Source organism: Niabella pedocola (genome assembly GCF_021044425.1).
Lineage (GTDB): Bacteria > Bacteroidota > Bacteroidia > Chitinophagales > Chitinophagaceae > Niabella > Niabella pedocola.
The window spans coordinates 1,890,173-1,905,449 of sequence record NZ_JAJNEC010000005.1; the positions used below are offsets into that span (position 1 = coordinate 1,890,173).

Here is a 15,277-nt window from a genome sequence, read left to right on the forward strand (position 1 = left end):
GAAAGAATCATTGAAACACTTTCTTTTTTGAACCATTAAGAAGTTAAGCTATATGATGCAGTTACTTAATGGTCCTTAATGTCTTAATGGTTTATATATACACCTCACTGATAAATAAAAAAACCTATGACAAAGAAACAAGTAACACAGCTCTCCTATGAAATTACCGGATATGCCATTAAAGTACATAAAGAATTAGGGCCGGGTTTATTGGAAAGTGTTTATCAAAAATGCCTGGAATATGAGCTTTCCCGGAGTCATTATGGTGTTGTGCGACAGGTTTTGGTGCCAGTCATGTATCAGAATATTGCAATTGATGCCGATCTCCGCCTGGATCTGTTGGTGAATGACTGTGTGGTAGTAGAACTAAAAGCAGTGGAGTGTTTATTACCGGTTCATGAAGCGCAACTGCTTACCTATATGAAGTTATTACAAAAGCCACAGGGCCTGCTTATCAACTTTTATACAGACAATATTACAAAAACCATGAGGCCTCTTGTAAATGAATACTTCAAAGCATTGCCCGAATAACGCACCGTAAACGGCCTCATTTATTCGTTGACGTAGGACAAACAAATTCCGTAACCTTAAACTTACCGGAATCTTTGATGGCCTTAAAACCACCTTGTACATCAATCACCTGATCAAATCCACGTGCTTTTAAAATAGAAGCAAAGATCATGGAGCGGTATCCGCCGGCACAATGCACATACACCGGGTTATTCCGGTCGATGTCCGCAATATGGTTATTGATATAATCGAGCGGCATATTTGCGGCACCGTCAATATGTTCCGCCTGGTATTCACTTTCTTTACGCACGTCCAGGATATGCGGTTGTGCTACTGCCGCCAGCGCTTCCGGGGTAATACTTTCGATCTGGTCCGTTTCCTTACCGGCCTTTTTCCAGGCGCCGATGCCTCCTTTCAGGTAACCGATGGCATAATCATATCCTACACGCGCCAGGCGGGTCACTACTTCGGCTTCGCGCCCTTCGTCGGCAATAATCAGAATTTCCTGTTTCAGATCGGGGATCAGGGTACCTACCCAAACGGCAAAACTGCCGTCGATACCGATATTGATCGAATTGGGAATAAACGCTTTTGCAAAATCCTGGGGTGCGCGGGTATCGAGCATGATTGCGCCTGTATGGTTGGCAGCCTCTTCAAAAGCATCCGGATCCAGGGCATGATTGCCCCGCTCCAGCACCTCGTTGATACTATCGTAACCCTCAATATTCATCAATACATTCTTGGGGAAATATTGGGGCGGTTCTGTTAAACCGTCTGTAACCGCCGTAATAAATTGTTCCCGGGTCAGCTCAGGATTCAATGCGTAGTTCACTTTTTTCTGATGCCCCAGGGTATCCGAAGTTTCGCGGCTCATATTTTTGCCACAGGCGCTTCCCGCACCATGCGCCGGGTAAACGATCAGGTCATCCGGCAGCGGCATTATTTTATTGCGCAGCGAATCAAACAGCAAACCCGCCAGCTTTTCTTTGGTAAGATCCCCTGCAATTTTCTGTGCCAGGTCCGGCCGGCCCACATCCCCGATAAACAGGGTATCCCCAGTAAAAATAGCGGTTTCTTTCCCCGTTTCATCCAGCAGTAAATACACCGTACTTTCCAGTGTATGTCCGGGTGTGTGCAGTACTTTTATTGTGGCATCGCCTATTTTAAACAGCGCGCCGTCCTGCGCAATATGTGCGTCGTATCCCAAATGCGCATCTGTTGGGCCCAAAACGATCCGGGCACCGGTTTTAGCCGCAAGATCAATGTGGCCGCTTACAAAATCTGCGTGAAAATGTGTCTCGAAAATGTATTTGATCGTTACGCCGTCCTTTGCCGCCCGGTCGATATACGGCTGCACTTCCCGCAGGGGATCAATAATCGCCGCTTCACCTTTTGAAGAAATGTAATAGGCCCCCTGGGCGAGGCATCCGGTATAGATCTGCTCTACTTTCATACACACTGTTTTAAACAGCAAAGATCGTTATTTATAATGAACTCATTCTTCACCCTTATTGATTAACAGATAAACAGGCAAAGGGTTTTGCAGGGAACGGTTTTCCCAATTCCCGAGACCGGCTATCTTTAAAAATGATTGATGCGGATAAGGGTGTAATTCTGCTTTTTGCGGGACGGGATCCGAATAAAAACAATACCCGTTCCGGACCTGCAGGTGTGGATTATGATTTTGCTGCCACTACCAATAACTCAGATACATTCACTTCGAGCACCTCAGCTATATCAAATAATGTATCCAGTGTAGGTTGCTGATCATTGGTACACCATTTTGAAACGGTGCTTTTGTTTTTGTCCAGTTGTTCGGCCAGCCACAGATTGGTTCGCCCTTTATCTGCCAACACGCTCTTTATCCGGTTCAGTATGCGTTTTTTTGCCATAGTTAATTGTGGATTACACCATTTAGTTGGCAATATAAGAAACCTCAAATGATCAATATTGAACCATAAATTTCCATAAAAAGAACTAAAATTTAAATTTACAGAAATAAAATGCTGTTTTTCGGAAATTACTGTTACTTTTGATAACACAATCAAATTTTCTATGAAAGATCCGCTCTTTTTTGAAAGTGGGTAGTATACGGGCCTGCTTACGCTCACGGCCAGGATATGATTTCTTTATTAAACCGAAAACAATCCCTGTTTTGAATAGCATCCTAAAAACACTACCATGCGTACAACAAAACCATCTGCGCAAAACTACCACGCGCCATTTATGGAATGGCAGACCGGACAGTATGAGCGGTTTGCCCGTTTCAGCTTTATACTTCCCTACAAATTCCTGCTGCTATGCGGGATCATAGAAATACCACCTCAAAAGATACTCGAGGATTTTATGGCGGCGCTGAGCGGCCAATGTAACGGCCGGGAGGAATGGAAGATCGCCCACAAGCACCTTAAATATTATTTTCTGGCAAATGGTTACGGTCAGCAATATTATACCCGGAAGGAATTGTACCAGATATTTACTGAAATGAATGATGTAAAATTATTATTACCGGATAGTAATGACGAAGAACAGATCCAATCCCATGTAATCTGGAGGGATGCGTATCAACATCGCTGGTTTGATAAATGGTATCAAAAACCCCGGCGGCGTCCCCGCAACCACCCGATTTTACCAGCATGTACCATTGAGCGATTGGAGCAGGCAATGGAGCATCAGCGCATTATAGAAAACGGCGATCCGCTGTCGGCTGGTAGTATCCAGCCATAGGATGTTTGCCAAAAGCTGATGGCTGACTGCTGATCGTTAAATGGCACTACCGTAAAAACCCTATAAAAAACCGTGCTTTTACGCTTTGATTAGCCTGTTTGCTATGCGAACTTTATGGCTGAAATAAAACAAAGCATATGTCCCTTAAACACGAAATCCCCTTAAAGCACAAAAAAATCGGGTATATGGAGTTCTTAGCCGGTTTTTTCATCTGCGGCACAGTGGCAACCATCGTTTTATTTGTTTATGTGCTGTTGAGCTTACTGGTATAATATAAGCGTTCAACCTGTTAGGCCCCCTTACATCCCGGTTTACTGCAAATTCCCGTCCTTTAACTGCACAAGTGTATTTCCCTGCATCCCCATAGCTTGTGCCCCTACGAGCCATCAAAAAATCTGTGCATCCGTGACAACACAAAACTGCCGTCGCTATTGCATGTTTCCCTACGCGCCATCCTATCCCAAAATCTGTGCATCTGCGGCAGGCCGTCACCGGTAAAAACATTTCTCTAAAAAGTAACCACATCCCTGCCTGCATCCACCACCCTAAAATCTGTGTATCTGCGATAACACCAAACTGCCGCCGCTATTGCCTATCCCTACACGCCGTTTTATCCCAAAATCTGCGCATCTGCGGCCATACCATCCATAACACGCGCCCGCAAAAACATCTACGTATCAAGAATGCTGCTTACAGCTATTACACGTATTAAAGAATTTATACCAATAACATTGTCCTAAATAAATGGGGGCTGCTCTCCAAGGCCCCGGCTCCTCAACGTACGGGACGCCAACAATCTGCGCATCTGCGGCACGCCATTGCTTATGAAAAATGTCATTATCCCCAAAAGCAGCTCCCTGCTTACAACCGCGCCCCAGCAATCTGTGCCGCTGTGGCATAGCACCCCATTCCCTCAATTTTCACTACATTCGGCAGAAGAAATACCAAATCTTCAAACATGAAACGTAGTCTGTTCCTTGCCCTTGCCCTGCTTTGCTTTTTAACCGGTGTTCTGGCCCAGGAGGGCAGCACCTACCAAAAGCCGCCCGCCATTATTGAAAAATTATTACTCGCCACCTTTAATCCCGGTGTCAGCTTTAACGACGATGGTTCCTGGATGGTGCTTATGCAGCGCAGCGCCGGGCCTACAGTGGAAGACCTGGCCCAACCGGAGCTCCGGATCGCCGGGCTACGCATCAACCCCGCCAATTTCAGTCCCAGCAGGGGCAGCTACTACACCGGGCTCACGTTAAAAAATGTAACCACCGGTAAAGAAACCGTCATCAGCGGACTGCCCGAGCCCTTAAGAGCTTCCTCCATATCCTGGAACCGCGCGGGTAATAAACTCGCCTTCCTCCAGGAAACGCGTACGGCCATGGATCTTTATATGGTAGACGTAAAAACCGCGCAGGCCGTTAAAATAAACCGCACGCCACTCAACACCGCTACCGGCAACGATTTCAGCTGGTGGGATAATGATCAGCTGCTCTACCAGGCAACCACGGCCACTCCCTCGGCCCTGCCGCAAAAGCCTGCCGCGCCGGACGGACCGGTCATCCAGCAGAACCTGGGCAAAGTGGCCGCTTCCCGTACTTACCAGGATCTGATTAAAAACAAATACGACGAAGCCCTGTTCCGCTTTTTTGCTACATCGCAACTCCTGCTCAACAACGGCGGTGTGGAAACGCCCATCGGCAAGCCGGACCTTTATGCCTCCATCCAGCTTTCGCCCGATAAAAATTATTTACTGGTGGAGCGCCTTGCCGGCGATCTTTCCTACCTGGTGCCTTCTTATGGTTTTGCATCCATCATTGAAGTGTGGGATACGAAAGGTACACCGGTAAAAACCATTGCAAAGATCCCCTCTTCGGAACTTGCGCCCAGCGGTTTTGATAATGTGCTGAACGCCCCAAGAGCTCATAGCTGGATCGCCACCCAACCCGCCACACTGGGCTGGATTGAGCCGCTGGATAGTGGTTTTATTAAACACAATGTGCCCAATCACGATCAGTATGTAACCCTCGGCGCACCGTTTACCGCCAGCCCGAAACCCGTGGTGGCCACGCCCATGCGGATGTACAATGTCAGCTTTGTTAATAAAGAGATGGCGCTCGTGACCCAGGGCTCCTTTGCCCAGCAAAAACGCATCTGGCAACGACTGGACCTGTCTACCCAAAAGCTTATCACCCTCGACGACCGCAGTACCAATGATGCCTATAACGATCCCGGTACACCCTTCACCGTCAGGAATGAATACGGCCGGCTGGTACCGCTCATCTACCAGAAAACAAAATTCATCATGAACGGACAGGGCGCTTCACCCAAAGGTGATTATCCATTTGTGGGCACCTTCGATTTCATATCCTCGAAAAAGGAAAAGCTATGGCAGGCAAAAGACCCGTATTATGAAGTACCGGTTAAATTGCTGGCGCAGCAAAAAAGCCTGGCCTTTGTAACCAGCCGCCAGAGCAATACCCAGCCGCCCAACTACTTTATTATAAACGGTAAAAAACAAACCCCGCTCACCAGCTTCCCCGACCCTCAGCCGGAACTGCGTGATCTTAAAAAAGAAAAAGTTACCTATACCCGAAAGGACGGCATCCAGCTTACCGCCAATGTATATGTGTCAAAAAACTACGATCCGGCAAAGGACGGCAAACTGCCGGTAGTCATTGTGGCCTACCCGCGGGAGTACAAACAGGCTTCCGATGCAGCCCAGGTGCGCGGCAGCAAGAACACGTTCACACAGATCAACTACGGCAGCTTTGTATTCTTTGCGCTGGAAGGCTATGCGGTTATGGACAATGCCGAGTTTCCCATTGTGGGTGAGGGCAGCAAGTATCCCAACGACAATTTTGTGGAGCAGTTGGAGTGGAACGCCAAAGCAGCCATTGATAAAATTGCCTCCATGGGCATTGGAGACAGTACCCGCGTGGCCGTTGCAGGCCATAGTTATGGTGCATTTATGACGGCCAATTTACTGGCACATACCCGCCTGTTTAAAGCAGGCATTGCGCGCAGCGGCGCCTACAACCGGACCCTTACCCCGTTCGGATTTCAAAACGAAGAGCGCACGTACTGGCAGGCGCCGCAGGTGTACAACCGTATGAGCCCCTTCAGCTATGCAGATAAAATAAAAACGCCGCTGTTACTCATCCACGGCGAGGCGGATAATAATCCCGGCACCTTCCCCATCCAGAGCGAGCGGCTCTTCAATGCCGTTAAGGGGCATGGAGGCACAGTGCGTTTTGTGCAATTACCCTTCGAGTCGCACGGCTATGCCGGCAAAGAAAACCTCCTGCACCTGCTTTGGGAGGAGTACCAGTGGTTAGAGAAATATGTAAAAAAAGGGGAATAATTTTTGGGGCTGTCGGCTGTAGTGCAGGTGGCATCAGCAGTTCCGGCTGCTGCTGGCTGCGGCCCCTGCGTTGCAGTGGCGGCCCCTTCGCATCCGGCAGCCCATTGGCTTATAAACAATAACCGGTGCGCTGCTTCCGTGGCCGCGGGTTCTCATATACCGGAAATGGCGATGGGATTCTGGCTGGTTTTTAGCACTTAAAAAGCCGTATCTGCTTTTTAATTTTCCGCTATTATTTCACGCCAAAAACCAAACTCCGCTGTTCCGTCAAGAAATTCGGCCGCCGTTTTAAGGAATGCCTGCATATGTGGCGTTTGCATGTGTGGTCCTGTAAAAGCAGCTTCGCTATCCCAATATTCAATAATCAATAAACGGTGCGGGTTCTTTGGGTCGTCATGCACACGAATGCCATGGCAGGCCGGCTCTTCACGCAGCACCGTTTTAATATTTGTCTCAAGCGCCTGCCGGGCCCTGCCAACCTTACCAGGTTGAATGGCACAGGTAATTACAACAGTAACCGGGTTTATATCCATACTACGGTTATTAACTTGTTTAGTGGCGCAAACAAATATTGAATCGTTAACATGATCCTTTTTCCTTCTTCATTTTTGTTAACGGCTCAACCTCATAAAAATCAGGCTAAGCATTTTTTATTTCGTAATGTAACTGAACCGTATTGCCGTTTAGTTTTGCCACTTCCACCAGGTTAAGCTTAAACTCAGCGGCGACGTCTTTTAACAAGGGCAGGCCGCCTCCGAAAAGAACGGGTTCTATTACAAAATAAATATCACTGACCAGGCCCGCATTTATAAACGTACTGATCGTGGCTGTTCCTCCAATAATAACGGCATTGGTGTGCCCTCGGTCTGTAAGCAGCTGCACGATTGCAGCAGGTTCATTTTTTGTAAACACTACCGTTGAGTTGTCGGATTTTGCATCTTCGTTGTTAGTTAACACAACCGTTGTTCCTTCATGGGTAAGTGGCAGGTAATCCGGCGCCAGGATATCATAAGTAACCCGCCCCATGATCACAGCCTTATATTCCTGGCAAATAGCCATCATTCCTGCACCATATTCGGGAGAAAGCCAGTCAGGCACATTTCTTGACTTAGATATCAACCCGTTTGCAGATGCGGCTATGTAGATACTGATTTTCATATTTCGTATTTTTGATCAAAGTTCTTTATTCATTCTTTTATAAACAATGACTAACAAAATTGTTAGCCATCATTCTTTAAGTATGAGAAAAAAGCAGTCTTCCAATTATATCAACGAGCAATTTTTGTTTGAGACCTGTGAGCGCAACTCCGCTATCAGTATCGTAAGTGGACGGTGGAAGTCGCAAATCATTTATTACATTTCCCAGGGCAATAACCGCTTTCATCTTTTAAAGCAAAAGCTGCCGGCTATTTCAGAAACGGTATTGGCAAGACAATTAAAAGAACTGGAAACGCATGCTATTTTGGTAAAACGGGAAATTGCTGATACCGTTCCAACCGGTGTAAAATATTTGTTGACCAATAAAGGCTGGGATCTGGTACCGATTTTAGACAGCCTATGTAACTGGGGAAAAATTTATGCAGAGGGAAAGGAAATTTTTGTTCCTGTGGATCCTGCTTACAAATCTTTCTGAGTAGGTGTGAAATTATCTATACTATTCCGAGGTACCGGTTCACCAAATGACTGGATGTAGTATACACTTTTTCTACAGGAACAAGTAAACGTTTGATCTGATCATTGTCTATCATTTGTTTTTGTTCCTTTACATGTTTTCGTACGCAAATAAAAATTCAGAATCTCAGTATTTTATACGTCAACTTCAGGTTAGCTTATAAATAAATTCCTCTATTTCTGCCTGCCGGGCATTGGCAAACCCTTTATCCTTTCCTATTCTTACAAAACCACATTTTTCCAAAACCCGCTGGGAGCCGATGTTATCAAAGGCTACCCGCCCGAAGATGGGCCGGGCCTTCTCAAGCGCGAGGAATTGTTTCAGAACCGCGGTACCAATCCCTTTGCCCCAAAATCCCCGGTCGATCCAGTAGGTGATCTCCGCATCGCCTTCTATTTCAAATTTTGAAATACTGCCAACGATAATATTGTTCACCACTATGGTGCGCATATGTACCGTAGGCTCGCTCAATAATTTTGCATACTTATTTAAGTAGGCCTCTTTATCTGTTGGATCTTTTGGGGTAAAGGCCGCCAGGTGGATCGCTTCCTTATCCAGTTGAAAAATAAAGAACCGTTCCAGATCAGCGGCTACTGTCGGCTGTAATCGTATGTTGTTGCCCGTTATCATTTTCGTTATAATATGATTTGTTTGCTGTTCTTACAGATACCGGAGTTGTTTACTTTATGCACCAGCCGTACCCGTCTTCACCGCACCCGCCCGTTTGTAATTGGCAAAAATCACACCGCCTGGAGTAATGGAACTCTCTGTTAACGTAAATGCCGCAGGAATGGGGCCGCCTTCAAACAATCTTTTTCCTGTACCAAGCGTTACCGGAAAAATCTTGAGCCAGAGTTCATCCACCAGATCCTGTTGCAGCAATAGCTGAACCAGTTTACTGCTGCCCCAAACCTGGATATCCGGACCGGTTGATTTTTTAAGCTCCCTGATCCCTTCCAGCCCTTCAAGAAAAACGGAATTTTTCCAATCCGAGCTTTTCCGCGTGGCAGACAGCACATATTTCGTGCCCGCATTAACAGCCGGCCAGAAGTCGTCATGTTGCGGCCAGTAGTTTTCCCAGATCTCAAATGTCTTCCGGCCTAAAAGGTAATCGGCTGCCTGCATCTGTTTTTGATAGATCCTGCCGGACTCCTCATCTCCGTAAGCCGCTGTCCAGCCGCCATAGGTAAAACCGCCGGATACATCTTCTTCCGGACCGCCGGGGCCCTGCATTACTCCATCCAATGTGATCATTTCTGATACGATTATTTTACGCATGGTATTATCCTCCTTTTTTTAAAAATTTTTCAAACCCGTTTTGTGCGATACGAAGCTCGCTAATAAAAAGTATTCGATTGTAGTGCGGATACGACAATTTAAGGGTGTAAATACGAGTGGAACCACAATAAATGGATGGTTGCACTATGTTGTCACCAGTGTCTTATCCATCCTATTTTACTGCTGTCTGTAATGGTTACCTGTGGAAATAAATCATCCGTTGTATGGGGTATGCCGTCCTGGCCTGATGAGAAAAGCACGTATTTCTCGCCAATTTTTTCATAGTTATAATAGGCGATCCCTTTTATGTTCATACCCTGCGCTGCATCATTAATTGGTGCTAATTTGTCATCGTCCCGAAGCTGTTCTAACCTGTCCGGATATTGCCCGTGTGAGCGTTTGTAGAACTCAATATTTTTTACCAGGCTATTTAACTGCATTTGTGAAATGTTTTCAAACCCTTTCTTAAAAACCGAAGCGTGCGTTCCTGCATAGAATAGTGCCGAATAAACAAGAATTGTCCATAGGATCCCCGCAACCCCAATGATTGAAAGCCGTTTGTCCTTGTACTTTAAAAGTCCATACAATAAAAGCCCTAAACCGACAAAAGCTCCAACTAATGGAATTACACAAAGGAGGCCTAATAAATAGGGTGGTTTTGATTTCTCCGCAATAGTTATTGCTTCCATTGTCAATTATGATGCATGTCAGTAAACAGTTACAACATCATATAAATATACAAATAACCATTTTTTTTAATGGCCTATGAATTTAAGAAATCGGTTGTTATCGCGTCATTTATTTCCTTGCATAATAACAGCTTTGGCTATAAAGCCTTTGAAGGTTTTCTTTATCGATCCATCCGAATTTTTTAAGCACCTGAGTACTGAAAATCTCAACATCAACAAAGCCGGTGTCAGGACCATTGAATACCGGGTTTTCATACACAAACCGGTGGGCCTCTTTATTTACTTCGGTACACAGGCTATTACACCAAGTTAATTCGCGATGGGATAATTCCGGGTATATCTTTGAAAGCCGATCGTTGACCGGCTGCAGCCAGTTTTCACCCCACTCCATAGACAACAACAGTGCCTGGTTTAATATTTCATCACGCAGGTTCATGTTTGTATTTTATGCTCCGGGTTCAGTTTTTAAGATTAATAAGGTTCACCACCACTTTTACCATCATTTCCTTTTCCTCCGGTTTGCTTTCTGCAATCATCAGTGTAAGCGCTACCAGGGCATTATCTGCAATTTTTCGGGAGCCATCTTCTTTATAAAGAATTTTATTTTTATCCAGGAACCAAACAAACAGGAATGCGGCAATCCGTTTATTACCATCCGAAAAAGAGTGATTTTTTACCACAAAGTACAACAGGTGGGCGGCTTTTTCTTCTACACTGGGATAAAGGTATTTTTTGTCAAAGGTTTGATAAATGGCCCCCAGCGAACCCAGGAAAGATTCGTCTTTTTCATTGCCAAATAAAGAGCTGCCTCCAAATTTTTCCCGTAATCCGTTAACCGCGACCATGGCTTCCTCATAATTGATCCGGAACAGCTCTTCCTTAGTCGTTTCTTTTATTTCCAGCACCTGGTGATCATACCGGTCCAGCACATCCAATGCATAGGTATAATCGGTGATCACTTTCAGCAGACCGGATGCTTCATCTGAATTTAAAGGCTGACTTTCCAGCACATTTTCCAGCAGTTTTACCGTTTGTTTCAGTTGGTCCAATTGCCGGCCTTGCTCTTTCAGACGTTTTTCATTAACGGCATATCCTTTTACCAGGAAATCCTTCAGCACCTTATTAGCCCAGATGCGGAATTGGGTGCCCTGCGGCGATTTTACCCGGTAACCGACGGAAATGATTACATCGAGGCTAAAATGTTCAACCTGGTACGTTTTACCATCTGTTCCAGTTGTTGCATTTTTTGCAACAACTGAATTTGCATTTAACTCAGACTCCTTGAAAATATTGGATATATGTCTGGAAATTACAGATTTATCCCGGTTAAATAAGCCTGCCATTTGATTTAGAGTCAACCAAACTGTCTCCTTTTCCAATCGTACCTCAATAGCTGCCTGTCCATCCCGGGCCTGATAAATGATGATTTCTCCTGTTTGCATAGATTAAAAGGTGTTTGTGTTTATAATTAGATGCGTATAAGCGCTTTGGTATTGGTGTGTTATAAAAAGCCGATTTCATAAGATCGCAAATGCAATTTAGTATTTTTCGTTGCTAACGGCCGGGTTTTTCATTTATGATCTTTCAGAAAACCGGCTCCGCCTAAATAAGCATTCCTGGCAAATCTTCAGTTTCCCGTGTTTTGCATTACTTTGCAGCCGTTTTAAAAACAGCAGCATGCAGTATTTTGAAGGATCGGCTATTACCCACATCGCCGTGCATAAAGTGGGCAACCAGTTAGAGGAAGAATACCTGACCCTTTCCAAAAAGGAACTGGCGGTAGACCCGGAGGTAAAGGATTTGATGACCCGCTATTTTCTGAATCCCTTTAAGTCGGAAGAATATTTCCAGTTTTACGCCGATGGGCATATCAGCACCAATGAGGCATGGAACTATGTTTCCGCCATTTTTGAAAAACCGGAACAAACCCTGGCACAATCCAAAAACCTGGCCCAGCACCTGTACAACCAGGGCACACATCCCAGCATTAAAGGGGGCGAGCTTTATGTGGTCTATTTTAAAGAAGGCCTGCTGAACGGTGAAACGGTGGATGCCATCGGGCTGTTTAAATCGGAAAACAAGGAGCCTTTTTTAAAAGTATTCCCCGTAGAAGATGCTTTTGAAGTGGAAAGCGAAGAAGGCATCAATATCAATAAACTGGATAAAGGCTGCATGATCTTTAATACCGACAAGGAGAACGGCTATATTATTTCTATTGTGGATACGAAGAATAAATCGCCGGAAGCCCGTTACTGGACAGACAGCTTTCTGCGCATCCAGCAGCGCCAGGATCAGTATTTTAATACGGAAAGTACCATGGCCTTGTACAAGTCATATGTAGTAGACCATTTACCGGAACAATACAATGTAACCAAGGCCGATCAGGCAGACTTGCTGAACCGGAGCCTCAGTTTTTTTAAGGAGAAGCAGCATTTTGACCAGGAAACCTTTAATAATGAGGTCTTGCACCATAAAGAATATGTGGAAAGCTTCGACCGTTATAAACAGCACTATTCCGCAGAGCGGGATATTGAAATAGCCGACAATTTCTCCATTTCACCCGCAGCTGTAAAACGGCAGAACCGGGCGTACAAAAGCGTGATCAAACTGGATAAGAATTTTCATATCTATATCCATGGCGACCGGAACATGATTGAGCACGGTGAGGATGATAAAGGACGGTTTTACAAGTTGTATTTCCACAATGAAGAATAGGAGCACAGGTTATTATCCTTCCAAACTGTTAAAACCGGTTAATAAAATATAGCAATCAGCAAATATTGAATGTTGATTATTCGTCAATTCAGATAATTTTGACGAATGCAAATAAAGTTACCTGTAGTGTGTTCCGGCACCAGCCTGTTGGGCAACCTGTACCGGGCATTGCCTTATGATGAAAAGCTAGCTATTGTAAAAGAATATATTGCCGCCACGCCGGCCGGAGATACCCCCCTGTTTGATTCTGCAGGGAAATATGGTGCCGGGCTGGCCCTGGAGGAACTGGGCAAATGCCTTAAGGACCTGGGCATCGCAAAAAATGAGGTTCTGATCAGCAATAAACTGGCCTGGGTGCAAAAACCCCTGACCACACCTGAGCCTACATTTGAAAAAGGCATTTGGCATGCGTTGAAGAATGATGCCGAACAAAAAATCAGCTACGAAGGAATTTTTGAGTGTTTCCGCCAGGGAAATGAATTATTGGGCGGTTATATACCACAATTGGTTTCTGTACATGATCCGGATGAATACCTCGCTGCCGCCACGGGCGAAGCCGATTACCAGCAACGGTACGAGGATATCCTGGGTGCCTACCAGGCACTTACGGAGCTAAGAGCAAAAGGTGAAGTGGCAGGTATCGGCATCGGGGCCAAAGATTGGAGGGCCATTGAAAAAATTGCCCGGGATGTAAAACTGGACTGGGTAATGATTGCCAATAGCTTCACCATCTACCATCATCCGAAAGACCTGATCGCCTTTATGGACAGTTTGTATCAACAGGGGATCACCATCATCAATTCCGCGGTCTTTCACGGGGGGTTCCTGATGGGCAGCGATTATTTTAATTATATCCTGCTCGATCGCAATAACCCGGAACATGCCCATTATTACCAGTGGCGCGACCGGTATTATGAGATCTGCAAGGAATTTGAGATCGACCCCGCTGCAGCTGCCATTTATTTTGGGCTGCACGTACCCGGGATAAAAAGTATCGCCTTAAACAGCAGCAATCCCGCCCGCGTACGTAAAAACGTAGAAATGGGACAGATAGAAATCCCCATTGATTTCTGGAACCGGCTGAAGGAAGATGGGCTGATTGCCGCGGATTATCCTTACCTGTAGGCTTTCGGCGGTCAGCAATCAGCTTAAATTCCGGCAATTGGTGCTGGTTCTGCTCCTGCTGATACTGATCACTCAAAGTCAAACTTGTCCAATTGGATATTTAATTGTTATTTTGACAATTATTTAAGTAATGAAAACTCTTGTTTGCACAGCTCCTGGTCATTTTGCCTTCCGGGAAGATGCACTTCCGGAAGCCGGCGCCGGCAATGCCCGCATCCGTTTGAAGCGGGTGGGCATCTGTGGTACAGACCTTCATGCTTTTGAAGGAACCCAACCGTTCTTCAGCTATCCTCGCATCCTGGGGCATGAGCTTTCCGGAGCATTGATTGATAGTGGCAGTGCCGAAGGTTTTGAACCAGGTGAGCTGGTGACCATCATCCCTTATTTCAGTTGTGGTACTTGTATTGCCTGCCGCTCGGGCAAGCCGAATTGTTGTGTGTCCATCCAGGTATTTGGGGTGCATATTGACGGAGGCATGCGGGAAGAGATTGTGGCACCCGCGGGCAGCCTGCTACATGGACAGGGATTAAATGCAGACGAACTGGCATTGGTAGAACCGCTGGCCATTGGTGCTCATGGAGTGCGCAGGGCAAACGTACAACCCGGTGAGTTTGTACTGGTAATTGGTGCCGGGCCCATCGGACTGGGTACCATGGAACTGGCCCGTATTGCAGGTGCACGGGTCATTGCCCTGGATATTAATACAGACCGCCTGCGCTTTTGCCAGGAACACCTGGGCGTTCATGCCGTGGTAAACGGCACCGATAAAGATGCTGTTGAACAGGTAAAAGCCATCACCAATGGTGATTTTCCTACCGTGGTTATCGACGCCACCGGCAACCTGCGGGCTATCAACAGCGGCATCCAATACCTGGCACATGGCGGTCGTTATGTGTTGATCGGTTTGCAAAAAGAGGCTTTCTCGTTCAGTCACCCGGAATTTCACAAACGGGAAAGCACCCTCCTGAGTAGCCGCAATGCCGTCAAGGACGATTTTGAGCATGTCATACGGTCCATGAAAAAAGGCTCCATCCGGCCACAGACCTATATCACGCACACGATTCGCTTTGATGAAGTACCCGCGCAGTTTGAAAGCTGGCTCAACCCTGCCTCCGGTGTCATAAAGGCAATGGTGCATTTTTAAAAAGCTGTATTATAACTTTTTTTTATCCTTAACACATTAAGAAGTGGTCCTGTTTCTTA

At 45.9% G+C, this 15,277-nt stretch carries 16 protein-coding genes; 7 read left to right on the plus strand and 9 right to left on the minus strand.

Annotation, left to right across the window (positions count from 1 at the left end; all coding sequences use genetic code 11):
- Positions 1-126 precede the first annotated feature (126 nt).
- Complete coding sequence (locus LQ567_RS15380) at positions 127-531, plus strand: GxxExxY protein (RefSeq protein WP_231005449.1); 405 nt, start codon at positions 127-129, stop codon at positions 529-531.
- Between the two features lie 16 nt (positions 532-547).
- Here the strand turns inward: LQ567_RS15380 and LQ567_RS15385 are convergent, their stop codons facing one another.
- Positions 548-1,963, minus strand: a complete 1,416-nt coding sequence (locus LQ567_RS15385) for an MBL fold metallo-hydrolase (protein WP_231005451.1) — start codon at positions 1,961-1,963, stop codon at positions 548-550.
- A 223-nt stretch (positions 1,964-2,186) separates the two neighbouring features.
- Positions 2,187-2,402, minus strand: a complete 216-nt coding sequence (locus LQ567_RS15390) for a helix-turn-helix transcriptional regulator (protein WP_231005452.1) — start codon at positions 2,400-2,402, stop codon at positions 2,187-2,189.
- A gap of 289 nt (positions 2,403-2,691) precedes the next feature.
- On the opposite strand from LQ567_RS15390, the gene LQ567_RS15395 reads away from it, so the two are divergent.
- Both LQ567_RS15395 and LQ567_RS15400 read left to right on the plus strand, forming a co-directional pair.
- Positions 2,692-3,237: a hypothetical protein gene (locus LQ567_RS15395; RefSeq protein ID WP_231005454.1), complete on the plus strand. Its 546-nt coding sequence runs from the start codon at positions 2,692-2,694 to the stop codon at positions 3,235-3,237.
- A 958-nt stretch (positions 3,238-4,195) separates the two neighbouring features.
- Entirely contained in the window at positions 4,196-6,595 is a 2,400-nt protein-coding gene (locus LQ567_RS15400) for an alpha/beta hydrolase family protein (protein ID WP_231005455.1), read from the plus strand.
- 218 nt (positions 6,596-6,813) lie between these two features.
- Here the strand turns inward: LQ567_RS15400 and LQ567_RS15405 are convergent, their stop codons facing one another.
- Positions 6,814-7,128, minus strand: coding sequence for a putative quinol monooxygenase (locus tag LQ567_RS15405; RefSeq protein ID WP_231005457.1), 315 nt, complete (start codon positions 7,126-7,128; stop codon positions 6,814-6,816).
- Positions 7,129-7,234: 106 nt separating this feature from the next.
- A complete protein-coding gene (locus tag LQ567_RS15410; protein ID WP_231005459.1) occupies positions 7,235-7,753 on the minus strand; it encodes a dihydrofolate reductase family protein in 519 nt (172 codons plus the stop codon).
- Between the two features lie 82 nt (positions 7,754-7,835).
- On the opposite strand from LQ567_RS15410, the gene LQ567_RS15415 reads away from it, so the two are divergent.
- A complete protein-coding gene (locus LQ567_RS15415) occupies positions 7,836-8,228 on the plus strand; it encodes a winged helix-turn-helix transcriptional regulator (protein ID WP_231005461.1) in 393 nt (130 codons plus the stop codon).
- Positions 8,229-8,414: 186 nt separating this feature from the next.
- Here LQ567_RS15415 and LQ567_RS15420 read toward each other — a convergent pair whose 3' ends face one another.
- From LQ567_RS15420 to rhuM, 5 genes are all read right to left on the minus strand, one after another.
- The gene (locus LQ567_RS15420; protein WP_231005464.1) at positions 8,415-8,897 is read right to left on the minus strand and encodes a GNAT family N-acetyltransferase; all 483 of its coding nucleotides are present in this window, start codon (positions 8,895-8,897) and stop codon (positions 8,415-8,417) included.
- A gap of 54 nt (positions 8,898-8,951) precedes the next feature.
- Positions 8,952-9,545 carry a dihydrofolate reductase family protein gene (locus LQ567_RS15425; RefSeq protein ID WP_231005466.1) on the minus strand — a complete coding sequence of 198 codons (594 nt, stop codon included), beginning with the start codon at positions 9,543-9,545 and terminating at the stop codon, positions 8,952-8,954.
- Positions 9,546-9,697: 152 nt separating this feature from the next.
- Entirely contained in the window at positions 9,698-10,234 is a 537-nt protein-coding gene (locus LQ567_RS15430) for a hypothetical protein (RefSeq protein WP_231005468.1), read from the minus strand.
- 109 nt (positions 10,235-10,343) lie between these two features.
- Entirely contained in the window at positions 10,344-10,670 is a 327-nt protein-coding gene (locus LQ567_RS15435) for a hypothetical protein (RefSeq protein ID WP_231005470.1), read from the minus strand.
- Positions 10,671-10,692: 22 nt separating this feature from the next.
- Positions 10,693-11,577 (minus strand): virulence protein RhuM/Fic/DOC family protein, encoded by an 885-nt coding sequence (gene rhuM / locus LQ567_RS15440; RefSeq protein ID WP_231005472.1) that lies wholly within the window; start codon positions 11,575-11,577, stop codon positions 10,693-10,695.
- Positions 11,578-11,911: 334 nt separating this feature from the next.
- Here rhuM and LQ567_RS15445 point away from each other — a divergent pair, with 334 nt between their 5' ends.
- The 3 genes from LQ567_RS15445 (at position 11,912) to LQ567_RS15455 (ending at position 15,218) form a co-directional block, all read left to right on the plus strand.
- Positions 11,912-12,949 carry a nucleoid-associated protein gene (locus LQ567_RS15445; protein ID WP_231005473.1) on the plus strand — a complete coding sequence of 346 codons (1,038 nt, stop codon included), beginning with the start codon at positions 11,912-11,914 and terminating at the stop codon, positions 12,947-12,949.
- A 105-nt stretch (positions 12,950-13,054) separates the two neighbouring features.
- Positions 13,055-14,074 carry an aldo/keto reductase gene (locus LQ567_RS15450; protein WP_231005475.1) on the plus strand — a complete coding sequence of 340 codons (1,020 nt, stop codon included), beginning with the start codon at positions 13,055-13,057 and terminating at the stop codon, positions 14,072-14,074.
- 130 nt (positions 14,075-14,204) lie between these two features.
- Entirely contained in the window at positions 14,205-15,218 is a 1,014-nt protein-coding gene (locus LQ567_RS15455) for a zinc-binding alcohol dehydrogenase family protein (protein ID WP_231005477.1), read from the plus strand.
- Positions 15,219-15,277: the final 59 nt, after the last annotated feature.